Below are 21,282 nucleotides of genomic sequence, written 5' to 3'. Positions count from 1 at the left end.
CCGGCGCGGGCCGACGCTCGCACGTCCGTACCAGGGGCCGGACCGCAGGCCGCGCTGGGGGCCGGACCGGAGGCACTCTGGCGAGGGGACCCACGGCACTTCCGGGTCGTCCCCTCGGCTCCCGGTCGGGGCCGGGGCCGAGGGGTGGGTCGTCCGCCGATTGCTTAGGACATTTCGGACCGGTCAGCCTATGACGCGTTTTTGTATGACCTGGGCGGTGTAGTCCCGGAACGCGCCGCTGACCGGGCCGAGATCCTTCTCCTGGGCCGTCGGAGTGTGCCCGTCGCTGTAGGTGGCGAAGCTGAAGATGATGTACCGGCCCCACACCAGCCCGGACGCGTAGCCGCCCGAGATGTCGACCTTGTCCGCGCCGCTCCCCGCCGCTCCGGCAAGCCCCCGGAACCACAGGGTCTTCGCCAGATCCTTCTTCTTGTCCACCGCGACGGCGGCCTCCTTGGTCGGGAACACCGCGATGCCCGTGGTGACGGCGTACCGCCGCTTCCCGTCCACGTACGTCGCCCGGAGGATCCGGCTGCACCCGGCCTTCTTCAGCGCCTTGGCGAACGCCCCCACGGCGGCCTTCTCCCACTGGGCGGTGATGTTCACCTTCGTCCGGACGAACGTGCGCCCGCCGACCGTCACCTTCTGCCGGGCGAACGCCTCCTTCAGGGTCAGCTTCCTCGGATCGGTCTTCTCCGAGTTGAGGACCGTCGTGATGGCCGGGGACGGCTCGGCCGACGGCAGATCCGTGGGCTCGGGGATCACGACGTCCACGGACGGGATCGGGTCGGGCATGGTCACCGGCGTGCCGCCGCCCCGGTTGAAGGCCTGGTACCCGAAGACGGCGGCGGTGCCGATCGCGGCGACCGCCACCACGGCCCCACCGACCAGCAGGAGCCGCTTCCGCGAGGACGACGCGGGCGGCGTGGAACTCGGCCCTGCCGGAAGCTCCGGAACCGCACCCGGAGGGACGAACGGCGGGCGTTCGACCACAGGCCCGGACGACGGCCGGTCGGCCCCCAGCCCGAAGCCGGTCGCGGACGAGCCCGCGAGGGACCGCGCCGGGACGATCTCCTTGCTCGTGGACAGAGGCGAGGCAGGGGGCGCCGAGGCGGAGGTGACCGCGGGCGAGGTGCTCGACAGACCACCCGACGCGGGGAAGGCCGCGGCGGGGGGCGTGGCCGCCACCCCCAGGGCGGACGGCGTGCCCAAAGTCTCCGGAGGCGTGCCCGCCGGGCGCCCGGGCGACCTGAGGGGGAGGGCGTCGCTGGTCAGCGGTGCGGGAGGGAGCGGTGTCCCCGGCACGGGCGGGCCTGCCGCGAGACCGCCCCCACGGGACGCCGCCGTGCCCGGCGCCGGCGAGTCGGGCGTGGGCGAAGCGGCCGGGGACGGCCACGGAGGCAGCGACACCGGCGCCGGGGGGAGCGGCGTACCCGGGCGGCGTCCGGGAGGAGCCGCGGGCTTCGGCGGTGGGCCTGCCTGCGAACGGGGAAAGGGCATACCCCTCCGGCCCGTGGAAGGCTCGCCACCAGGGGACTCCTGCGCCGGAGGAGGCGGCGTCTCGGGAGACGGAACCGATGCGGGCGCGGCGGGCCGTGGCGCAGGGATGGTCGGCGCCGGCGCAGGGGTCGGCGGGGCAGGCGGGGGAGAGGGCGCGGGCACCGTCGGCGCCGGTACGGGTCCGGGGGACGGGATCGGCGGCGCGGGCTTGGGACCGGGGCCGGGCGTCAGGGGCGCGGGCCCCTCCGTACCGGTGGCCTCCGATGTCGGGCCGGGCGCGTCCTGAGCGGGTGTGGGCGCGTCGGCGGGCGGCGTCTGGGGCGCGGTGACCGAACTCGGCGCGCCCAGCGTGCCCGCGGCGACGGCCGGAGAGTCCAGAAGGTCCCCGGTGGCAGCGGAGCCACCACCGGCCGGACTCGTTGAGCCCGGACTGGGTGAGCCCGGACTGGGTGAGCCCGGACTGGGTGAGGCCGGCGAAGTCATGCCGCCGAGCGGCGTCCCACCAGACGACGAAGGCGCACCCCCGGCGCTCGCGTCACCGGAGGGCTGAGCGGTGACGCCAGGGCTCCCGTAACCAGCGGCCGGACCCGTGGCCCCCGGATTCGTGTCGCCCAGGGTGGGAGCGGTGCTGCTTGGGGTTGTCCCGCTAAGGGGCGGCGTGGTGCCGCCGGGAGTTGTGTCACTGAAGCTCGGAGTGGCGCCGCCGAAGGCTGGAGCACCGAGGGTGGGAGCGGTGCCGGGAGTTGCGCCGCTGAGGGTCGGAGCGGTGCCGCCGAGGGTTGGGGTACCGAGGGGGGCACTGGCGTCGCTGGGGGTTGGGTGAACGGCTGGCGGAGCGGCGTCGGCGGCGGGGGCGTCCGCCGGTGACGGAGTGATGCCGCCCGGGTTCGCACCCGCGGGGGACGGGGAGGCGCCGGCTGCGTTGTCCGGCTGTGTCCCCGTGGCGGGGGATGGCGTCCTCGGGACGCGGATGGTGGACTCTCCTGGGAGGAGCGGCGCCTGGCCTCCGGCCGGGATGGTGGTCTCGCCCACCAGGGCGCCGCCTTCCGCCGCCAGTGCTCCGGAACGCTCCCCTTGACCGGGCAAGGGGGTCAGCGGCCATACGGGTACGTCTCCCGGCTCACCCGGGCGTACGGACCCCGTCCGCTCGGCCGGCGACGCGCCGGGGACGCCGGGCGTGCCGGACACTCCCGAGACGATCTGGCCGGCGGCGGCCTGCGGAGCGGACGAGCCGGGCATGGACCCGACGTCCTGCGGCGCCGACGCCGGGCGCGCGCTGGGTGCTCCCAGAACCGGCGGCACGGTTCCCGGCGGCGTCCAGGGCGCGTCCTGCGGCACGCTCGTGGCCTCGGTGCCCCTCCGGGCTGCGTCCTGCGGGAAGCTTGCCGGCCCCGCCCACGCGCCCGGAGACGCGGGCGGGTCGGCCGGAGGCGCATCGGCGGGCAGCAGCACGGGGGCCGGCCACATCGGTACTTCACCTGCCCGTGCGTGCCCCGAACCGGCGGGACCCTGCGCGGACGAACCACCGGGCAGGGCGGAGGACGAGGTCTGCCAGGTCGTCGGGTCGGACGGGCCTGTGGTGGCGTGCGGGGGAGCGGGCGGGTCCGCCGGGAGGGCTGAAGTGGGGGGCTGCCAGTTGGAGGGGGTTGGGTTGGGGCTTCCTGGCCAGGGTTCCATGACCGGCTCGGCGCGTCGCGTGTCCGATCCCGCCGCGTCGTTGGGGGGCGTGGGGGAACCCGGGGTGGTCGAGGGCATGGGGTGGCCGGGCTGGGTGGATGGCCACGGGGGTGTGTTGGGAGTGCGGGACGTGGGGGCGGGCTGGAGCGGCTGGCCGAACCAGTCGTACTCGGTGGGGAAGCGTTCCTCGGCGGGCCAGGGCTGGGCATCGTTGCGGCCCCACGACTCGGGCCTGCCCCAGGAGCCCGGGGCACTGGAGGTCGTCGTACCGCCTGGGCCCGTCGTTCCGCCTGGGCCCGCCGGGCTGCTCGGGCTCGTCGTACCGCCTGGGCTCATCGGGCCGCCAGGGACGCCTGGGTTCCCCAGAACGCCCGTGCCGCCGGGAGCGCCGGGGCCGGTGGGAGGGGGCGGGGGTGGTGTAGTGCCAGGTCCGCTCGGAGCTGGGGGGTACGGCGAGGGGGTGGCCGAGCGGGACTGGGGGTGGTCAGGAGGCAGAAGGTGAGGGGGCGCCAGAGGGCTTGGGGTGTGTTCGGGCATGGGCACGGCGGGGAAAGCCTGGCCGAAGCTGGGGGGTGGCATTGCCGGAGCCCCCGAACTCTCGGTCTCTCGCTCGTGCTCGGGTCCGGAATCCTGGCCACGCATACGCGGAAGCGTATCCACAGTCGGAGATCGGCATACCGTTATGGGCGTTTCCGGGTCTAGCTCGCGGCCCAATATGTGTGCTTATCTCCCCCTCTAGGGGAATCCGACCCGCTTCCGTGAGGCTCCACGTCCGCTCCTGACGAGTTCCGGGGTCAGTTTCGTGCTCCTGTGAGCGCCCGGGTGTCCAGCGCCGCGAAGACGGTCGCCTCGGTGATGTCGATGGCCGCCCGGTTGAGACGCTTCATCTCCGCCTTCGACGGCTTGTGCCCGTCCTTGTACTGGAACCACAACATGACCAGGTAGTGCCCCTGGGGCCACGCCGTCGCGAAGGACTCCCCGGGGCCGCCGAGCAGCTTGGTCGCGGTGTCCTTGCCCGGCAGCGGCGTGACGTAGTCCGCGAGCTGGTCGCCCGAGCCCGGCTTCGCGGCCTTCTTCGACGCCGCCGCGTTCTTCAGGTTCGCGATTCCGACCGTCCCGATGAGGTTGCCCGGCTTGTCGCGGAAGCTGGCGCGCAGGAACTGGGTGCAGCCCGCGGCCGTCAGCAACTTCTGGATCTTCGTCCCGTGCACGGCGTCCTTGCACTTCTTGTCGGTTCGCCGGACCGTCATGGTGTACGACCGGCCGTGCGCGCTCACCGTCTTGTGGCCGAAGATCTCGTTGAGCGTGAGCGGCTGCGGGTCCGTCTTGCGGGAGGCCGCGAAGCCGTACTTGCCGGCGTTGTCCGCCGCGAGGGGCACCTGCGCGGTGGGACCCGTGGTCGGGGCGGCGGTCGGCGGCGGGGCGTCGTCGAGGTTGTTCAGGAACAGGATGCCCCCGACCACCGCGGCGATCAGCACGACGACGCCGCCCACGACGAACAGCGGGCCCTTGGAGCGGCCTCCAGGGTCCGGCTCGCTCCTGCGCGTCTCCTTCGGCGGACGGGGCGACTTCCCGCCGTTCTCGGCCGCGCCGACGTCGTCCGTACGTCCGAAAGCCCCGCCGGCCTGGCGGGAGAACGCCTCGAACGGACGCTCCTCGGCGCGGGCCCCCTCGGACGTGCCGCCCGGCGGCTGCGACGGCTCGAAAGGACTCACGGGCGTGCGGCCGGTCCCGAACGGGTCCGCCTCGGGGCGCGACGGCTCGAACGGGTGGCTCGGAGCGCGGGGCGGCTCGAACGGGTTGCCGCCTGGCTGGTCGGCGAAGGGACGGGAGGCGGGCTGGCGCGTCTCGAACGGATTGCGGGCCTCCTGCGGCCCGGGTTGCTCGAAGGGACGCGACTCGGGCTTCTCGAAGGCACGCTGGAAGGGCTGGTCGAAGGGGTGACCGGCAGAGGGATCGGACGGCCGGCCGAAGGGATTCGGGCCCTCGGGGTCCTGGAAGACGCTTCCGCGTCCCCGGGGCGACTCGAAGGCGCTGCCCCCGCCGACCCCTCCGAACGCGGATCCGAATCCATGCGCGGAGTCGCCTCTCGCGCCTGGATCCCCGAACGCCGAGCCGGCGCCGTTGGCCGCGCCTGGATCCCCGAAGCCCGAGCCGGAGCCGGTGGCGGTGCCTGGTTGTCCGAGGCCCGAGCCGGAGCCGTTGGCGGCGCCTGGTTGTCCGAAGCCGTTCGACGTGTGGGGGTTCGCGCCGAAGTCGAAGCCGGGCGCCGACGGGTTCGCCGACGCGCCGCCGAAGTTCGCGCCGCTCGGGCTACCCGGATTCGCGCCGAAGTTCGTCCCGGACGGGGGAGTCTGATCGCCTCCGAAGCCCGCGCCGGGCAGAGAGGGCGGGGAGGGCCGGGAGGGCGGGGTCCCGCCGAAGCCGGGGGCGGCGGAGGGCGACGGGGCCGCGCCGAAAGAGGGGGCGCCGGGCAGGCCACCTGGTCCGCCCAGGCCCGGGTCCGTGCGGAGGGCCGGGTTGTCGACGGACCCCCGGTCGTGACCGGCGGGACCCAGGCTCAGCCCGGGGTCGGTCGTGGGCTCGGATCTCGTCCCGTACCCGGACGCCGGATCCATGCCGTATGTGGACGTGGACTCCGTGCCGTACGGAGAGCCGGTGCCGAACGCGGACGCGGGCCCCGTGCCGAACGTCGAGGTGGACCCGGTGCCGTACGTGGACGTGGACTCCGTGCCATACGTGGAGGTGCCGAAGAGCGAGCCACCCGGAGGGCTCTGCTCGCGCGAGTCGCCGGAGTCGCCGAGGTCGAGGGGGCCGAACAAGGGGTCGCCGACCGGGCCCTCGGCGCGCCTGCGGCGTTCCTCCACGCGCGACATCGGGTGACGCGCGGGCTCGCGCTCCTCCTCCGGGGGCAGTGTGGGCCACGCCGCGGACTCCCTGGCCCGCTCGTCCGTTCGCTCCTCCGGCCTGGGCGAACCGGTCGGCGCGGGCGGCTCGTACGGACGGTAAGGCTGACGGCGTGGTGGCTGGTCCCCGGGGTAACCCATGCGCCGAGAGTAGCCCGGCGACGCGACATAACAGGTCAGGAATAGCCGAAGTCCTGGGTCCACCAGATGTCGCCCGAGCCGTAGGCGACTCCGACGCCAACGGTCTTGATCTGGCAGTTCAGGATGTTGCGGCGGTGTCCGCTGTTGGCCATCCAGCTGCGGACGGTCTCCTCCGCGGTCTCGTAGCCGCGGGCGATGTTCTCCGCCGCGCTGTTGCTGTAGCCGGCGCGGGCCATGCGGTCCCAGGGGCTCGTGCCGTCGGGCGAGGTGTGGCCGAAGTAGTCGCCCCTGGCCATGTCCCGGCTGTGGGCGCGGGCGGCTCGGGCCAGGCGCGGGTCGAGCCGCAGCGGCGCGCATCCCTTGCGCGTGCGCTCCTCGTTGGTGAGCGTGACGGCGTTTGCTTCGAGCTGGGAGACGGGCGTGGCGTCGTCGGGGGGCGCGGTCAGGCCGTTGCCGCTGGCGGTGCCCACGTTGGCGTTGCCGCCGGGGGTCTGGGACCCGCTCCCGTCGATCGCGTTGTCGTTCTTGGTGGTGGTGGCGGTGGGGCTCGGGACGGCGCGCGGCTCGGCGGTGGGACGGCGGGCGCTCGGGCGGGCGACACGGCCGAGGGGCGGCATGTGCGTGGTGGCGACCTCGGGGGCGGCGAGGACGCGCCCGGGGGTGGCCGTGGGCACGCCGGTCTGCAGGTAGACCTCGTCCAGGGCGGTCTTGGGAGGGTCGAGCCGGGAGACGACGATGCCGGCGACCAGGGCGGCGGTCAGGCATGCCAACAGACCCACGTGGGTCCGCCTAGGGGGGAACCTCCGGGGAGCTCTGGGGGTGAGGCGCTGACTCATGCCGCTGCCAAATATAGAGAGGTCGGCTCATGTTACAGAAGAGACGCGGTGGACGGGTTTTTGTTCCGGAAAGGTGTCCGAATCTCGGTTCGCAGGACAGGTTTCGGACGGCCAGGCCGGGTGGTGCGCCGAATCCGGGGTTTTCCGCGGTCGTCCGTGCTCGTGTCCCCCGGAGTGCGCGGCCGTGACCGGTAGACTGTACGGCGCGGACCCGGTGTGACACCTCTGCGTCGGTCCTCTCGTTTTGACCCATGCTCGTCGCAGCCGGTAGTCTGCTAGTTCGTTGTGTGTGGATCGGTCTGTCGTGACCGATGCGCGGCGCGTCCGGCGTCATCTCCCTGTTCGTGGAGACGGAAGGTCTGGGCCGTGTCGTGCGCCCGCCCATGACCTACTCCAGAGATGCCCACCCGACAGAAGGCTTACCACCGTGCGCACGTTCACCCCTAAGGCCACCGACGTACAGCGTCAGTGGTACGTCATCGACGCCACCGACGTCGTGCTGGGTCGGCTGGCTGCCCAGGTCGCGACGCTGCTCCGCGGTAAGCACAAGCCGATCTTCGCGCCGCACGTCGACACCGGTGACTTCGTCATCATCATCAACGCCGACAAGGTGGCCCTGACCGGCAACAAGCTGGAGCAGAAGAAGGCGTACCGCCACTCCGGCTACCCGGGCGGTCTGCGCTCGGTGTCCTACAGCGAGCTGCTGGAGAAGCGGCCGGACCGCGCCATCGAGAAGGCCGTGAAGGGCATGCTTCCCAAGAACTCCCTCGGCCGGAAGATGGTCAAGAAGCTCAAGGTGTACGCCGGCGGCGAGCACCCGCACCAGGCGCAGCAGCCGGTCCCCTACGAGCTCACCCAGATCGCCCAGTAGTCGCACACCGTTGGCCGACGGCTGACGCCAAGATCGAAAGTTAGAGGAGAACCGTGGCCGAGCCCACCGGTGTCGAAACGCCCTACGAAGGCGAGCCGGACTTTGCGGACCCCTCCGGCGAGGAGTTCCCGTCCGAGTACACCAGCGAGTCCGCTCCGAGCAGCGACGTCGCCGCGCGTAAGCCCATCACGACGGGCAACTCGTACGGCACCGGCCGTCGCAAGGAAGCGATCGCCCGGGTGCGCATCGCGCCGGGCACCGGCAAGTGGACCATCAACGGTCGCTCGCTGGACAACTACTTCCCGAACAAGGTGCATCAGCAGATCGTCAACGAGCCGTTCGTGACGCTCGGCGCCGAAGAGCAGTTCGACGTCTTCGTCCGCATCGACGGCGGCGGCGTGACCGGCCAGGCCGGCGCTCTGCGCATGGGCCTCGCCCGCGCCCTGACCGCGCTGGACACCGAGACCAACCGCCCGCCGCTGAAGAAGGCCGGCTTCCTCACCCGTGACGCGCGGGAGAAGGAGCGCAAGAAGTACGGCCTCAAGAAGGCCCGTAAGGCTCCTCAGTACAGCAAGCGTTGACGGGCCGGTTGTTCGGCACCGACGGAGTCCGTGGGGTCGCGGGCCGCGACCTCACGGCGGAGCTCGCCATGGACCTGTCGGTCGCGGCGGCTCATGTCCTCGGCGACGCCGGAGCGTTCGAGTCGAGCGTCGGGCGGCGCGGCCGCCCGGTCGCCGTCGTGGGCCGGGATCCTCGCGCTTCGGGGGAGTTCCTCGAAGCCGCGGTGGTCGCCGGCCTCGCGTCGTCCGGTGTGGACGTGCTGCGCCTCGGCGTGCTGCCCACCCCGGCCGTCGCCTACCTGACCTCGGCCCTCGGGGCCGATCTCGGGGTCATGCTGTCCGCCTCGCACAACCCGGCGCCGGACAACGGCATAAAGTTCTTCGCCCGGGGCGGCTTCAAGCTGCCGGACGCGGTCGAGAACGACATCGAGCGGCGGCTCGGCGAGAAGTGGAACCGCCCGGTGGGCGCCGCCGTCGGCCGGGTGCGCGACGCGTACGGCGAGGCCGACCGGTACGTCTCGCACGTCCTGACGACGGTCGACGGCCGTCTCGAGGGCCTGCGGCTGGTGGTCGACTGCGCGCACGGCGCGGCGCACATGGTGGCCCCGGAGGCGCTGCTGCGCGCGGGCGCGACCGTCGAGACGATCGGCGCATCGCCGGACGGTCTCAACATCAACGAGGGCGTCGGGTCCACGCACCTGGACACGCTGCGCGAGGCCGTCGCCGAGCGCGGCGCGGACGCGGGCATCGCCTATGACGGCGACGCCGACCGCTGCCTGGCCGTGACGGCCACGGGCGAGGTGGTGGACGGCGACCAGATCATGGCGATCCTGGCGCTGGCCATGCACGAGGCGGGCACCCTGGCGAAGGACACCGTCGTCGCGACGATCATGTCCAACCTCGGCTTCAAGATCGCCTTGCGGAAGGCCGGCCTGACCATGGTGGAGACCGCGGTCGGCGACCGGTACGTCCTGGAGGCGATGAAGGCCGGGGGGTACAACTTCGGCGGCGAACAGTCGGGTCACGTCGTGATGCTCGACCACGCCACGACCGGGGACGGGCTCCTGACGTCGCTTCACCTGCTCGCGGAGGTCTCCCGGTCGGGCCGGTCGCTGGAGGAGCTGGCGTCGGTCATGACGCGGCTGCCCCAGGTGCTGGTGAACGTCCGGGACGTCTCCAAGGCCAAGGCCGCGACGTCCAAGGAGCTCGCCTCGGCGGTGGCAGAGGCCGAGAGCTCGCTCGGGGACACCGGCCGGGTGGTCATCCGGCCGAGCGGCACCGAGCCGATGGTCCGGGTGATGGTGGAGGCCGAGTCGCAGGACGAGGCCGAGCTCATCGCCGGGAAGCTGGCCGAGGTCGTGCGCACCACCTGCGCCTGATCCCAGGCGCGTAGAGCGGTACCGAAAGGCGGGGTCCTCCTGGAGAGGGCCCCGCCTTTCGTGGTCCAGGACTCGTGGCGCCTCAGGCCTGGGTGCGCAGGGCCTCGATCAGCCACTCGAACGCCGGGACGCCGGTCGGGAAGGGCTGCCGGTCGTTGAGGACGCCGGTCAGCTCCCAGAACCGCTCCACCCGCCGGTCGGTGAAGGTCTCCACCTGGTCGGCCAGGCGGCGGCGCTCCTCGGCGGGGGTGTCCTCCGGGACGATCCTGCCGAGGACCTCCCGCCCCTCGGGCGAGCCGGGGGCGATGCCCGCCGCCACCGCGGCGCCCGCGTGCTCAAGGACCGGCTGCGAATCGAACGGCTGCTCCTGGCCGGCCTGGGCGCCGTTGACCGCCATCTGGCGCACGCGCTGCCGGAACGCGGGGTCGGCGACCAGCGTCGCCAGCTCGTCCCAGGCCTGGGCCTTGGCGGCGTCCAGCTCGTCTGGGGCGTCGGCGGGCAGCTGCCGCATGCCCTCGGCGATGCGCGCGCCGGGCGCGCCGGGGTCGACGCCGGCGAACGCCTCGCTCACGAACGCGTCGATGATCTGCTGTCGCTCTCGCGCGGTCGGCCGATCCGCCATGATGGTCATCTCCTCATATATCCGTACTCGGTGCTTACCGCGGCACTACGGATGTGCCTTCGAGGAACAACCTTCCAGTCTCCAGCAGGTGGAGACTCAAGCCGGATTACGGGACGGTTCCCGGCGCGGACGGGCCGGCCGCGCGACGGCACGCGGCTGCATTGTCATTTAGGGTGATTGTTCGTGGTCAATCGGTACAGGTATCAGATGATCGCCGTCGTCTCGTTCCTCGCGGGGGCGATCGTCACCTGGATCCTCGCCTCGACCGGCACCGACGGCTACTTCTTCCGCTCCTTGCTGTACCCGTGGACGTACGCCGTGGTGCTGATCGGCGGGCTGGTCCTCGGCGTGACCGTGACGGTCAAGAGCGCGGTGGCGACGCTGGTGCCCTTCGCGGTGCCGCAACCGCTGGCGGCCCTGTGGCAGGGCATCGGCCCACGCCCGGAGACCGGCGGCCTGTGGGTCGTGGGCTTCGTCTCCTCGACGCTCCTGCTGGTCTTCGCGGTCGGCTGCATCGCCATCGGCGTCTGCGTCCGCCTGATGTTCCGCCGCTGACGGCGAAACCCAGACATCAGCGTCACAGGAGCGACGAGCATCCTCATCGTTTCTGACGCGGCACCGGCGCGCGCCCGCTTCTGACGTCAAACGGCCGTATCAGGCGGCTCTACGCAGGCGACACCGAAGAGGCTCCCTGTCGCAGGTCAAGTCAGCCCCACAGGGTGGCAACTTTACATACGCAGTTGCTTTTTTTTTACAGCTTATGATCAAATCCGTCCGTCAGCAGCTGCGGACGCCGGTCCCGCGAAGAATCAACGCCCGCAGCGCATCAACGATGCACGAGGAGGATACACCTCAATGAGCCTCACGTCGGGTTTTAAGCGAGCCGGAATAGGCCTCGCTCTGGGCTCAATCCTGGTGGCAGGTGGTGTGGCGGGACTCTCGTCCGCCGCAAGTGCCGCTGGCACGTCCCCCGCCACCAACGGTTGCTATGCGCAGTGGTGGAACACCGCCTTCGCTGGTAAGTGTTCGTCCGCCACCAAGGCCATGTGGCCTGTCTACGTCTATGGCGACTGCTCGGCCGAACTGGACTGGGAGGACGGGCCTTTCTCGATTAGCAAGGGGTACTCGGGAACGTTTCACAGCAACGAGTGCACGTTCTCTGTAAACAAGGCCTACCTGCTGTTCAGCTGACGTAGCCTTCATGCGGGTTCGCCAGTGAACGAAAGCCGCCCGCCAGTCAGCGGACGACCATAAGAACTACACGGCCAGCGGGTGCCCACGGGAGTGGGCACCCGCGTTGATGAGTGAGGTGGGAGAGGTTGGAGCCGGTCGTGGAACTGCGCGGCGTCGGGCAGGGCTACGGCGCCCGGGAGGTGATCAGCGGACTGGACCTCGACGTGCGGCCCGGTGTGCTTGGGCTGCTGGGGCCGAACGGCGCGGGCAAGACGACCCTGCTGAGGACGCTGGCAACGGTCGCCCCGCCCACTCGAGGCGCCATCAGCGTCTGCGGAACACCGGTGGTCTCGCAGCGGGCGGCCCGGCGGGTACGGCGGCACATCGGCTACCTCCCTCAGCACTTCGGTTTCTATCCAGGCTTCACCGTTTATGACTTCGTCCGGTACTGCGCGTGGCTGCGCGGGGTTCCGGCGGCCACCATCGATGCCTCCACCCGTGAGGCCATCGACTTCGTGGACCTGTCGCAACGGTCAGGGGCCAAGCTCAGGTCGCTGTCCGGGGGGATGATCCGCCGATGTGGCATCGCCTCGGCGATCGTGGGCCGGCCGAGGCTCGTGCTGCTGGACGAACCCACGGTGGGTCTCGACCCGGCGCAGCGGCTGGAATTCCGCGCGGTGCTGCGCAGGCTGCGCGCCGCGAACGTGGCGGTCATGCTCAGCACCCACCTCGTGGAGGACGTGGCGGCTGTCTGCGACGACGTGGTGGTGATGAGAGACGGGCGGTTGATCTGGCGTGGAGATCCGGAAAGCCTGGCGGCCGCGGCTCTTCCGTCGGCGGAGGGCGACACTCCGCTGGAACGCGGCTACATGAGCCTTCTCGGAGGACAGAGGGCCATCGCGTGACGGCGGTCATGCTCTGGACGGAGGTGCGTCGCTCCCCGTTGCGCTGGTGGTTGCCGGTGCTGATCGCACTGGACGTCGCCATGCTGTTCGGTCGCAACACCTGGTGGATCGGGGTGTGGCCGGAGGCGAGCGCGGCCGCCCAGCTTCCCGCCTACTTCTTCGGCATGGTGCTGGGAGGCGGAGCGGCTTGGACGGCGGGGCGGGTTCACCGGGCCGGGATCGCCGAGCAACTCGCGGCGGCGGCCCGGCCCCGGTGGCCGGCGGAACTCCTGCTCCTGAGCAGCACGTTGATCTACGGGCTGGTCGCCTATGCGCCCGGGGTCGTGATCGCCGCCGTGGTGAGCGCGCCGCATGCCGGGCCCGGATTCCTGTGGCTGTCCTATCTAGGGATCGGCGTCTGCCTCGTCGTCCTCAGTGCCTCGGCGGGGCATCTGGCTGGCAAACTCTGGTCGTCCAGGTTCGTTCCCCCCATCGCGGTCGCGATCTGCCTGTTCGGCCAGACCGTGCTGCGGCCGGTCAGGTTCTATGTGCTCTCGGGGCACGTCCAGGTCGAGATCTCGGCCACGGCGTTCGCCACGCGATTCGCCTTCGCCCTCGTGATGGCGGTGCTCGCGGTGACGATTCCGGCTCGCGCCGTCCACCGCGACACGCGTGGAACTCCCGCAGGTGTTCTCCGGCCGTTGGCAGCGGTCACGGTGATGGCCGGTCTCGTGATGATCGCCATGGCCGGCCCGTTGCAGGTGACGCGTGCGGCTCCGTCCCAGCCTCTGTGCTCGGCCGCGAAGCCCCGTGTGTGCCTGTGGCCGGAGGAGGGCAGGTACGTCGGCCTGGTCGGTGCGATGGCGGCTCGTCTGGCCGCGCTGCCCGGTGGGGGGCTCAAGCTACCGGAGACGTTCTATGAGGCAGGGCTGCGCGATCCGGCCGTCCCCGACGCCGCGGCCGACTTCCGCCTCCTGGAGGGCGGCGTGTCGGTGCCCTCATTCCTGTCCTCGGCGGTGCTCAATCGCACCCTGCCTGTCTGTGACGTGCCTGCGGCGAACAGCGAGAAGTTCACCCACGAGGCGTTTCGCCTCGACGCCTACCTTCAAGTACGGAGTTACGGCACCGCGGAGGCCCTGGGGAGCGGAGGCGGTCCGCCCGGGATCGACATGCGGGAGATCGCCGATGTCGCCCACCGTCCCGAGCGGGTACAGGCCAAGTGGGTGAGCGATCGCCTGGCGGCGATCCGCAGGGCCGGAGAAAATTGCCGTGACAGGTGACCGCGCTGATCTCTGGCGTTACGCCCGCGCCCACCACCTGGTGCAACTGCTGGCCGGGTACGGGGTCGCGACGGTCGTCGCCTGGTGGACGGGCGGGGGTGAGTTCGTCCTGCCTGCCGCCAACAGCCGGGGGTGGTCGCAGATGGCGAGCACTTCATTGACGCCCATCCCGTTCGCCGTCCTGGCCGCGGGGAGCCTGCACAGTTCCATGGCGTCGCTCGAACGGGCCGCCGGCGCTCGGCTGATCCGGGCGGAACTGCTCCATCTGGCGACGGCACTGGTCGTCGCAGCCGGTCTGGTGGGCGGCGCGACCGCGGCGAGCGGATCTGTGACGGCCAGCGCCGAGGCGGTACGGAATCTGGTGCTGTACGCGGGTCTGGCATTGGTGTCGGGGCGGGTGTTCGGGAGGCCGCTGTCCTGGATCCTGCCACTCGCCGGGTTCGTCGTCGCGGCGTTCTGGGGGGCGGACGGGAGTGGCCCGCACTGGTGGGCTTGGCCATACCAGTCCTATGACGTCGGGGGTTCATGGGGCGGTGCGGTGGTCTTGCTGCTGCTGGGACTCGCCGCGGTCGTGATGCCGCCACGGCTTCTCAAGGGCTCGCGCTCTGTGGCGGCGTGAAGGTGCCCTTGACGCGATCCTGCGCGGTGAGGGTGAGGTCGAGGCACCGATGCAGGAACCCCCGACCGCGGCGATCGGTCGCGGCCGGGAGATGTCACTCCTCGCCGGTGAGGGAGATGGAACGCAGACGCTGGCCGGCCCACACCACCGAGCCGATCGTCACGATGAGCACGGCCGGGACGGCGAAGCCCATGCTGACCGAGGTCTTGAAGAAGCCGGAGGTGATGATCTGCCCTGCGAAGGTCTGCGCCCACTGCTGGATCGAGAAGTTGCCCGCGCCGGGCACGTACTGGCCGACCAGGCCCTCCCACACCACGGCGTAGATGATGCCGACCGTCACCGCGTGCCGGGTGACGACGCCGAGGAACAGGAAGACCCCGGCGTAGGCGATGCCGCCGATCAGCGCGCCGAGCGCGAACCCGGAGGCGATGCCCGCCTCGTTCCCGAGGACGATGTAGCCGGCGAGGTACGTCGGGACGGCCGCGAACAGCGCGAGCAGCGAGGCGGCCACGGCGAACTTCGTGACGGCGATCGACGGCCGGGAGATCGGCTTGGACAGCAGGTGGATGATCGTGCCGTCGTCGATCTCCGGGGCGATCGTGCCCGTGCCCGCGATCAGGCCGAGCAGTGGCAGCATCATGCCGATCGCGTAGACCTGCATGAGCCTGATCGTGGCGTTCTCGTCCGTGCTGCCGATGGCCCGCAGCAGCACCGCGAGGCCGATCAGCAACAGCGGCAGCAGGATCAGCAGCAGCACCCTGCGCCGCCCGAGCACGGCCCGGTAGGTGATTCCGGCGACGACGGAGTTCATCGGGAGCTCCCGGAGATCAGGTAGGAGAAGACGCTTTCGAGGTCCTCGTCGGCGGGGGAGACCTGCCAGACGGAGACGCCGGCGTCGCGGGCGAGCCGCGGGAGCAGCCAGGTGAACCTGCGGAAGTCCACCGCCTGGACCTCCAGGCCCGCCTCGCCCAGGGAGACCGCGCCCGAGGAGGCGTCGGCGATCAGGGCGGACGCCAGCCGCCGGTCGTCGCTGGAGCGGACGCGGAAGAGGTGGGGGCGGTCGGTCATGCGGCGGCGGATCTCGCGGAAGTCGCCCGAGGCGGCGTGGCGGCCCGCGACCAGCACCTCGATCTGCTGGGCGACCCGCTCGACCTCCTCCAGGATGTGGGAGCTGAACAGGATGGTGCGCCCGGCGGCGCCGAGCTCCCTGACCAGGTCCATCAGGTGGAGGCGCTGGCGCGGGTCCATGCCGTTGAACGGCTCGTCAAGCAGCAGCACCTGCGGGTCGTGGACGAGCGCGGCGGCGACCTTGACACGCTGGCGCATGCCCTTGGAGTAGGTCTCGACGCGCCGGTCCTTCGCGCCCTCCATGTCGACCATCGCCAGCGCCTTGGAGGCGGCGTCCTCGGGGGACGGCAGGCGGTGCAGGCGGGCGCTGGACAGCACGAACTGCCAGCCGGTGAGGAAGCCGTACACGGCCTCGCGCTCGGGCACGAGGCCGATGGAGCGGTAGATCTGGTGGTTGTGCCAGATCGGCCGGCCGTCGAGGGTGGCCGTGCCGGTGGAGGGGGCGAGGAACCCGGCCATCATGTGCAGCAGCGTCGACTTGCCGGCGCCGTTCGGGCCGAGCAGGCCGGTGACGCCGGGCCCGACGGTCATCGTGACGTCGTTGACGGCGACCACGTTGCCGTACCAGCGGGAGACCTGGGCGAGTTCGATGTTCACGATGAGGCAGCCTTGCGGTAGCGGAGGGCGAGGGCGGTCACGCTCAGGGCGATCACCACCAGGATGGCGGCCAGCGCGACGGGGCCGCCCGCGCTCGGATACCCGCCGTCGTTGTTCGGGGTGGTGCCGAACAGCCACACCTGCACGGCGTCGACGAGGAAGAACGGGTTGACCAGCCACGCCCAGGCGGCCTCGCTGTCGCGGCTCACCGACATCAGCACGCCGACCAGCACGAGGGACACCGCGGAGGTCAGCAGGTAGACCGCGATGACGGCCGCGACGCCGAGCCCGCGCCGCGGGGTGAAGGACGCGATGGCCACCCCGACGGAGGCCAGCAGGACCGCGAAGATGACGCTGGTGGCCAGCGCCGCGAAGTACTCCTTGCTCCGCGGCGGGCCGTCCAGGTCGACGAGCAGCTCGCCGGCGTACATGACGGTCAGCGGCACGGCGATGAGCAGGAACATCGCCAGGGCCATGGCCGCGAGCTTGGCGGTGATGTAGTCGGCGGTCTTCACCGGGCGCGACATGTACAGCGGCAGCACCCGGAACCGCAGGTCGGGGGCCACGAGGTAGGGAGACTGGGCGGCCAGGAACACGGCGAGCACGGTCTGCATGATCACCGCGTACGCCGGATAGCTCACCGACACCTCGACGCGCTTGACCACGGCCAGGAGCGCGATGGACACCGCGGCGGGCAGCATCATGATGCCGCCCAGCAGGAACGGCATGATCTTGGCGCGGGCGGTGCGGCCGAGGCCGAAGACGCCGCGGAGGCTCTGGACGGTGAGTGCGGCCAGCGCGGCGCCGCGGCCGAGCCGCGGGCCCTCGTAGTGGCGGTAGCCGATGTCGTGGATGACGCCGGTCGGCGCGGCGGGGGCGGCCTGCGCGGTCGCGGGGGACGGCTCAGACATTGGCGGCCTCCTCCCTGAAGACGTCCTCGATGCGGTGGCGGCCCTGCTCCAGCCGGACCAGGCACAGGTCCAGGTCGACGACGGCGTCGCGGACGACGTCGAACGTCGCCGAGGAGCCGGCCTCGACGCTCAGCAGGCGGCCGTGCGTGGTCACCGTCTGCCCGAGGGCGGTCAGCCGGTCGGCCAGGGCCGGCAGGCCCTCCTCGACCTCGACGGTGATCGTCCGGGTGGCCTGGGTGAACTCGCCGATGGCCGAGGACCGCAGCAGGCGGCCCCCGTCGATGACGATGACGTGGTCGCAGACGCGTTCGAGCTCGCCCAGCAGGTGGGAGGTCACCACCACGCTGATGCCGAACTCGGTGCCGATGCGCCGGATCAGCGCGAGCATGTCGTCGCGGCCCTGCGGGTCCAGGCCGTTGGTCGGCTCGTCCAGGAAGACCAGCTTGGGGTCGTGGACGAGCGCCTGGGCCAGCTTCACCCGCTGGCGCATGCCGGTCGAGTACCCGCCGATGGGCCGGTAGCGCTCCTCGTACAGCCCGACGTGGCGCAGGGTGTCGGCGGCGCGCTCGCGGGCGGCGCTGCGCGGCAGGCCGGACATCTGGGCCATGTGAACGGTGAACTCGGTCGCGGACACGTCGGGCGGGAGGCAGTCGTGCTCGGGCATGTAGCCGACGGATCTGCGGATGTCGAGGGCGCGCGTGGCCGGGTCGAGGCCGAGCACCGTCGCGGTGCCCTCGGTGGGCGGGAGCAGCCCCAGCAGGATCTTGATGAGCGTGGACTTCCCCGCGCCGTTCGCGCCGACCAGGCCGGTGACGCCGGACCCCGCGCTGACGGTGAGGCGGTCGAGCGCCGTCACCCGGGGGAAGCGTTTGGTGAGTCCCTCGGTGGCGAGGATGGTCATGCCCGGGACACTATCCAACGCGCGTCCGGTGTGGCCTCCCTCACACGGAGGAGTTCCTCCTCATCCGCCGGGCGGGCGGCGCGATGCGCGGGCCGTACGCCGGGAGACGTCAGGTGCGGCGCAGGCGGACGCGGCGGATGGAGTGGTCGGGGCCCTTGTGCAGGACGAGGCCGGCGCGGCCGCGGGTGGGGAGGATGTTCTCGACCAGGTTCAGCTCGTTGACGTCCCGCCAGACGTTCTTGGCGAACCGGGTCGCCTCCTCCTCCGACATGTCGGAGATGTAGGAGAAGTACGACTTCGGGTCGGCGAAGGCCGTGCGGCGCAGCTTGTGGAAGCGGTCGATGTACCAGGCGCGGATGTCCTCCACCTTGGCGTCCACGTAGATCGAGAAGTCGAAGTAGTCGTTCACCGCCAGCGCGGCCGGGGGAGCCGGCTGCAGCACGTTCAGTCCCTCGACGAGGAGGATGTCCGGCCGGCGCACGGTCTGCACCGCCCCGGGCACGATGTCGTACTCCAGGTGGCTGTAGACGGGCGCGTGGACCTCCGGGACCCCGGCCTTCACCTCGGCGACGAAGCGGACCAGCGCCCGGCGGTCGTAGCTCTCGGGGAAGCCCTTACGGTGGGGGATGCCGCGCTCCTCCAGCACCGCGTTCGGGTAGAGGAAGGAGTCGGTGGTGATCAGGTCGACCTGGGAGTGTTCCGGCCAGCGGGCCAGCAGCGTGTGCAGCAGCCGCGCCGTGGTCGACTTGCCGACCGCGACGCTGCCGGCGATGCCGAGGATGTACGGCGGCGGGGCGTGGTCGTCGCCGAGGAAGGTGTTCACCGCCGCACTGCGCTGCCGCGCCCCGGTGAAGTGCAGGTTGAGCAGCCGGGTGAGCGGCAGGTAGATGTCGGTGACCTCGGCGAGGTCGATCGGGTCGTCGACGCCGCGCAGCTCTTCGAGCTCCTCGGCCGTCAAGGTGAGAGGCGTGTTCAGGCGCAGATCCCGCCACTGCGCGCGGCTCAGCTCGACGTACGGGGTGGGTGCCTCCATGGCCGCAAACTCTACTGAGGGCCGCGCGCCCGGCCGCTCGGGGGCCTCGATGCGGCGGGCGCGGTCTCCCAGGGGGTGAAAAGGGGGAGTGGATCTTCGAAACCCCGACACAGGGGTGTCGTCGTAGGGGTAGGGGTGGGGCGATACCGGGGGGCCCTGCAAGGAGACCTGAGATGCTGGAGTGGGGCAAGATTGGACCGTGACGCAATGGCCGCCACCTGCCGCTCCGGTGCGCCCGAGCGTCGGGCCCCCCGCCTGTGCGCGGGTGCCGCACGGAGTCCCCCTGCCTGTCAAGGCCGGGCGGCACGCTTCGCCACCCCTAATGCGCTCCTGGGCGCAGGGGAGGGCGGGCCGGTGATCATCGGCATCGGCGTCGACATCGTCGAGATCGCCCGCCTCGACGTCGCTTTGGAACGTACCCCCAAGCTGCGCGAGCGCCTGTTCACCGAGGCCGAGATCGGGCTGCCCATCGCCTCCCTCGCCGCGCGGTTCGCCGCCAAGGAGGCCGCGGCCAAGGCGCTCGGCGCGCCGCCCGGTCTCGCCCACCGCGACGCCGAGATCACGACGGCCGCCCTCGGCCGGCCCGTGCTCCGGCTGACCGGGCGGGTGAACGACCTCGCCCGCGAGCTGGGCGTGCGCCGATGGCACGTCTCCCTCAGCCACGACGGCGGTTTCGCCATCGCGTACGTGATCGCCGAGGGCTGAGCGGCGGGTGGCCTTCGCCCCGATGATCGGGGAGGGCTAGATTCGGTGGAATGCTGACCGCGTACACCTCCGACGAGATCAGGGCGGCCGAGCGCGAGCTGATGAGCCGCCTGCCCGAGGGCACGCTCATGCGCCGCGCCGCCACCGGGCTCGCCGCGGCCTGCGCCGGTCTGCTGCCCCGCGTGTACGGCGCGCGCGTCATGCTGCTGATCGGCGCCGGGGACAACGGCGGCGACGCCCTGTACGCCGGGGCGGACCTGGCCCGCAGGGGCGCGCGCGTGGACGCCGTGCTGGCCGGCAGGTCGGCGCACGAGGGCGGCCTCGGAGCCCTGCGCCGCGCGGGCGGCAGGACGCTGGACCTGCGGGAGGCCGGGGAGAAGGCCGAAGACGCCGCCCGGCTGATCGACCGCGCCGACGTGATCCTGGACGGGCTGGTCGGCATCGGCGGCTCCGGCGCGCTGCGCGAGCCGTATGCCACGCTGGCGCGGCTCAGCGCGCGCGCCTCCGGCATCGTCGTCGCCGTGGACGTGCCGAGCGGGGTGGACGCGAGCACCGGCGAGGTCGGGGGCGACGCGGTGCGCGCGCACGTCACCGTGACCTTCGGGGCCGTGAAGGCGGGGCTGCTGATCGACCCTGGGGCGAGCCATGTGGGCGCGCTGATCCCGGTCGACATCGGCCTCGGCCCCTGGCTGCCCGAGCCGGGCGTGACGGCTCTCACCGGCCCCGACGTCGCCGATCTGCTCCCGAGGCCCGCGGCGGAGTCGAACAAGTACCGGCGCGGGGTGGTGGGCGTCGTCGCCGGTGGTGACCGCTTCACCGGCGCGGGCGTGCTCACCGTCGGCGGCGCCGTGCGTGCGGGCGCCGGGCTGGTGCGTTTCGCGAGCGCCGCCGAGCCTGTCCGGTACGTCAGGGCCAAGTGGCCGGAGGCGATCACCACGATCCTCGGCCCGGGCGAGGGGGTGGAGCAGGTCGGGCGGGTGCAGGCGTGGGTGCTCGGGCCCGGCATGGGAACCGGCGACGACGCCCATGCTTTGGCCGCGTCCGTCCTGCGCTCCGATGTGCCGGTGCTCGTGGACGCCGACGGGCTGACGCTGGCCGCCCGGGACCGCTCGCTGCTGCGGCGCGACGCTCCCACGCTCATCACGCCCCACACCGGCGAACTCGGCCGCCTGCTCGGCGTGCCGTCCGGCGAGATCGAGGCCCGCAGGCTCCACTACGTGCGGCGCGCGGCCGAGGAACTCGGCGTGACGGTTTTGCTCAAAGGGTCGACTACCCTGGTCGCGGAGGAGGGCCGGCCGGTCCGTGTGAACCTCACGGGCACTCCCTGGCTCGCCACCGGCGGCACGGGCGACGTGCTCGCCGGCATCGCGGGCGCCCTCCTCGCCGGGGGGTTGAGCTGTTATGACGCGGCTTCGTGCGCGGCCCATGCGCACGGCCTGGCCGCCCGCGCCGCCGCGGGTGATCCGCGCATGGGCGAGGCGCCCATCGTGGCGCTGGACGTCGCGCTGGAGCTGCCCGGCGCGATCCGCGCTCTCACCGCGGGCACCTGACCGGCCCAC

The 21,282-nt window shown here is 71.9% G+C and carries 19 protein-coding genes; 10 read left to right on the top strand and 9 right to left on the bottom strand.

The features are described from left to right. Positions 1 to 183: 183 nt before the first annotated feature. The 3 genes from AB0M95_RS31490 to AB0M95_RS31480 form a co-directional block, all read right to left on the bottom strand. Positions 184 to 1,305, bottom strand: a complete 1,122-nt coding sequence (locus tag AB0M95_RS31490; RefSeq protein ID WP_363772393.1) for a hypothetical protein — start codon at positions 1,303 to 1,305, stop codon at positions 184 to 186. A 2,666-nt stretch (positions 1,306 to 3,971) separates the two neighbouring features. Further along, positions 3,972 to 6,224 carry a hypothetical protein gene (locus AB0M95_RS31485; protein ID WP_363772390.1) on the bottom strand — a complete coding sequence of 751 codons (2,253 nt, stop codon included), beginning with the start codon at positions 6,222 to 6,224 and terminating at the stop codon, positions 3,972 to 3,974. Positions 6,225 to 6,259: 35 nt separating this feature from the next. Beyond that, the gene (locus tag AB0M95_RS31480; protein WP_363772387.1) at positions 6,260 to 7,003 is read right to left on the bottom strand and encodes a CAP domain-containing protein; all 744 of its coding nucleotides are present in this window, start codon (positions 7,001 to 7,003) and stop codon (positions 6,260 to 6,262) included. Positions 7,004 to 7,487: 484 nt separating this feature from the next. On the opposite strand from AB0M95_RS31480, the gene rplM reads away from it, so the two are divergent. Genes rplM through glmM form a run of 3 tightly spaced genes read left to right on the top strand, consistent with a single transcriptional unit; the run spans position 7,488 to position 9,870 of the window. Beyond that, positions 7,488 to 7,931 carry a 50S ribosomal protein L13 gene (rplM, locus tag AB0M95_RS31475; protein ID WP_358524459.1) on the top strand — a complete coding sequence of 148 codons (444 nt, stop codon included), beginning with the start codon at positions 7,488 to 7,490 and terminating at the stop codon, positions 7,929 to 7,931. A 53-nt stretch (positions 7,932 to 7,984) separates the two neighbouring features. Beyond that, entirely contained in the window at positions 7,985 to 8,512 is a 528-nt protein-coding gene (rpsI, locus tag AB0M95_RS31470) for a 30S ribosomal protein S9 (RefSeq protein WP_363772384.1), read from the top strand. After that, positions 8,509 to 9,870 carry a phosphoglucosamine mutase gene (gene glmM / locus AB0M95_RS31465; protein ID WP_363772381.1) on the top strand — a complete coding sequence of 454 codons (1,362 nt, stop codon included), beginning with the start codon at positions 8,509 to 8,511 and terminating at the stop codon, positions 9,868 to 9,870. Before rpsI ends, glmM begins: the two co-directional genes overlap by 4 nt. A gap of 82 nt (positions 9,871 to 9,952) precedes the next feature. On the opposite strand, the gene AB0M95_RS31460 is transcribed toward glmM, so the two are convergent. After that, on the bottom strand, positions 9,953 to 10,492 hold the full coding sequence (locus AB0M95_RS31460; RefSeq protein WP_363772378.1) for a hypothetical protein: 540 nt from the start codon (positions 10,490 to 10,492) through the stop codon (positions 9,953 to 9,955). Between the two features lie 183 nt (positions 10,493 to 10,675). Between AB0M95_RS31460 and AB0M95_RS31455 the strand changes: the two genes are divergently transcribed. The 5 genes from AB0M95_RS31455 (at position 10,676) to AB0M95_RS31435 (ending at position 14,448) form a co-directional block, all read left to right on the top strand. Next, positions 10,676 to 11,047, top strand: coding sequence for a hypothetical protein (locus AB0M95_RS31455; RefSeq protein ID WP_363772375.1), 372 nt, complete (start codon positions 10,676 to 10,678; stop codon positions 11,045 to 11,047). Positions 11,048 to 11,347: 300 nt separating this feature from the next. Continuing rightward, positions 11,348 to 11,683 carry a hypothetical protein gene (locus tag AB0M95_RS31450; RefSeq protein WP_363772372.1) on the top strand — a complete coding sequence of 112 codons (336 nt, stop codon included), beginning with the start codon at positions 11,348 to 11,350 and terminating at the stop codon, positions 11,681 to 11,683. A gap of 128 nt (positions 11,684 to 11,811) precedes the next feature. Next, positions 11,812 to 12,570, top strand: a complete 759-nt coding sequence (locus AB0M95_RS31445; RefSeq protein WP_363772369.1) for an ATP-binding cassette domain-containing protein — start codon at positions 11,812 to 11,814, stop codon at positions 12,568 to 12,570. Continuing rightward, positions 12,567 to 13,829 (top strand): hypothetical protein, encoded by a 1,263-nt coding sequence (locus AB0M95_RS31440; RefSeq protein WP_363772366.1) that lies wholly within the window; start codon positions 12,567 to 12,569, stop codon positions 13,827 to 13,829. Before AB0M95_RS31445 ends, AB0M95_RS31440 begins: the two co-directional genes overlap by 4 nt. After that, positions 13,819 to 14,448, top strand: a complete 630-nt coding sequence (locus AB0M95_RS31435; RefSeq protein ID WP_363772364.1) for a hypothetical protein — start codon at positions 13,819 to 13,821, stop codon at positions 14,446 to 14,448. Before AB0M95_RS31440 ends, AB0M95_RS31435 begins: the two co-directional genes overlap by 11 nt. Before the next feature lie 94 nt (positions 14,449 to 14,542). Here the strand turns inward: AB0M95_RS31435 and AB0M95_RS31430 are convergent, their stop codons facing one another. The 5 genes from AB0M95_RS31430 to coaA all read right to left on the bottom strand — a co-directional run bounded on the left by AB0M95_RS31430 (position 14,543) and on the right by coaA (position 19,018). Further along, positions 14,543 to 15,259: an ABC transporter permease subunit gene (locus AB0M95_RS31430; protein WP_363772361.1), complete on the bottom strand. Its 717-nt coding sequence runs from the start codon at positions 15,257 to 15,259 to the stop codon at positions 14,543 to 14,545. After that, the gene (locus tag AB0M95_RS31425; protein WP_358524432.1) at positions 15,256 to 16,173 is read right to left on the bottom strand and encodes an ABC transporter ATP-binding protein; all 918 of its coding nucleotides are present in this window, start codon (positions 16,171 to 16,173) and stop codon (positions 15,256 to 15,258) included. Before AB0M95_RS31425 ends, AB0M95_RS31430 begins: the two co-directional genes overlap by 4 nt. Next, positions 16,170 to 17,084 carry an ABC transporter permease subunit gene (locus AB0M95_RS31420; RefSeq protein WP_363772358.1) on the bottom strand — a complete coding sequence of 305 codons (915 nt, stop codon included), beginning with the start codon at positions 17,082 to 17,084 and terminating at the stop codon, positions 16,170 to 16,172. The genes AB0M95_RS31425 and AB0M95_RS31420 overlap by 4 nt, the downstream gene beginning before the upstream one ends. Further along, positions 17,077 to 17,985 carry an ABC transporter ATP-binding protein gene (locus AB0M95_RS31415; RefSeq protein ID WP_363772355.1) on the bottom strand — a complete coding sequence of 303 codons (909 nt, stop codon included), beginning with the start codon at positions 17,983 to 17,985 and terminating at the stop codon, positions 17,077 to 17,079. The genes AB0M95_RS31420 and AB0M95_RS31415 overlap by 8 nt, the downstream gene beginning before the upstream one ends. Positions 17,986 to 18,094: 109 nt before the next feature. Next, positions 18,095 to 19,018, bottom strand: a complete 924-nt coding sequence (coaA, locus tag AB0M95_RS31410) for a type I pantothenate kinase (protein ID WP_363772352.1) — start codon at positions 19,016 to 19,018, stop codon at positions 18,095 to 18,097. 354 nt (positions 19,019 to 19,372) lie between these two features. Between coaA and AB0M95_RS31405 the strand changes: the two genes are divergently transcribed. Next, the gene (locus AB0M95_RS31405; protein ID WP_363772349.1) at positions 19,373 to 19,723 is read left to right on the top strand and encodes a holo-ACP synthase; all 351 of its coding nucleotides are present in this window, start codon (positions 19,373 to 19,375) and stop codon (positions 19,721 to 19,723) included. Positions 19,724 to 19,773: 50 nt separating this feature from the next. Further along, a complete protein-coding gene (locus AB0M95_RS31400) occupies positions 19,774 to 21,273 on the top strand; it encodes an NAD(P)H-hydrate dehydratase (protein ID WP_363772347.1) in 1,500 nt (499 codons plus the stop codon). The last annotated feature ends 9 nt before the right edge of the window (positions 21,274 to 21,282 follow it).

This window comes from Sphaerisporangium sp. NPDC051017 (assembly GCF_040683095.1).
Lineage (GTDB): Bacteria > Actinomycetota > Actinomycetes > Streptosporangiales > Streptosporangiaceae > Sphaerisporangium.
Note: the sequence above shows the minus strand (reverse complement) of the source record. Positions and strands in the feature narration are given on the sequence as shown.

What these genes read in the sequence shown, in the direction of transcription:
- AB0M95_RS31420 (WP_363772358.1), bottom strand. Translation starts at nt 17,084, where the DNA reads ATGTCTGAGCCGTCCCCCGCGACCGCGCAGGCCGCCCCCGCCGCGCCG.
- AB0M95_RS31450 (WP_363772372.1), top strand. Translation starts at nt 11,348, where the DNA reads ATGAGCCTCACGTCGGGTTTTAAGCGAGCCGGAATAGGCCTCGCTCTG.
- AB0M95_RS31485 (WP_363772390.1), bottom strand. Translation starts at nt 6,224, where the DNA reads ATGGGTTACCCCGGGGACCAGCCACCACGCCGTCAGCCTTACCGTCCG.
- AB0M95_RS31400 (WP_363772347.1), top strand. Translation starts at nt 19,774, where the DNA reads ATGCTGACCGCGTACACCTCCGACGAGATCAGGGCGGCCGAGCGCGAG.
- AB0M95_RS31460 (WP_363772378.1), bottom strand. Translation starts at nt 10,492, where the DNA reads ATGGCGGATCGGCCGACCGCGCGAGAGCGACAGCAGATCATCGACGCG.
- coaA (WP_363772352.1), bottom strand. Translation starts at nt 19,018, where the DNA reads ATGGAGGCACCCACCCCGTACGTCGAGCTGAGCCGCGCGCAGTGGCGG.
- AB0M95_RS31415 (WP_363772355.1), bottom strand. Translation starts at nt 17,985, where the DNA reads ATGACCATCCTCGCCACCGAGGGACTCACCAAACGCTTCCCCCGGGTG.
- AB0M95_RS31430 (WP_363772361.1), bottom strand. Translation starts at nt 15,259, where the DNA reads ATGAACTCCGTCGTCGCCGGAATCACCTACCGGGCCGTGCTCGGGCGG.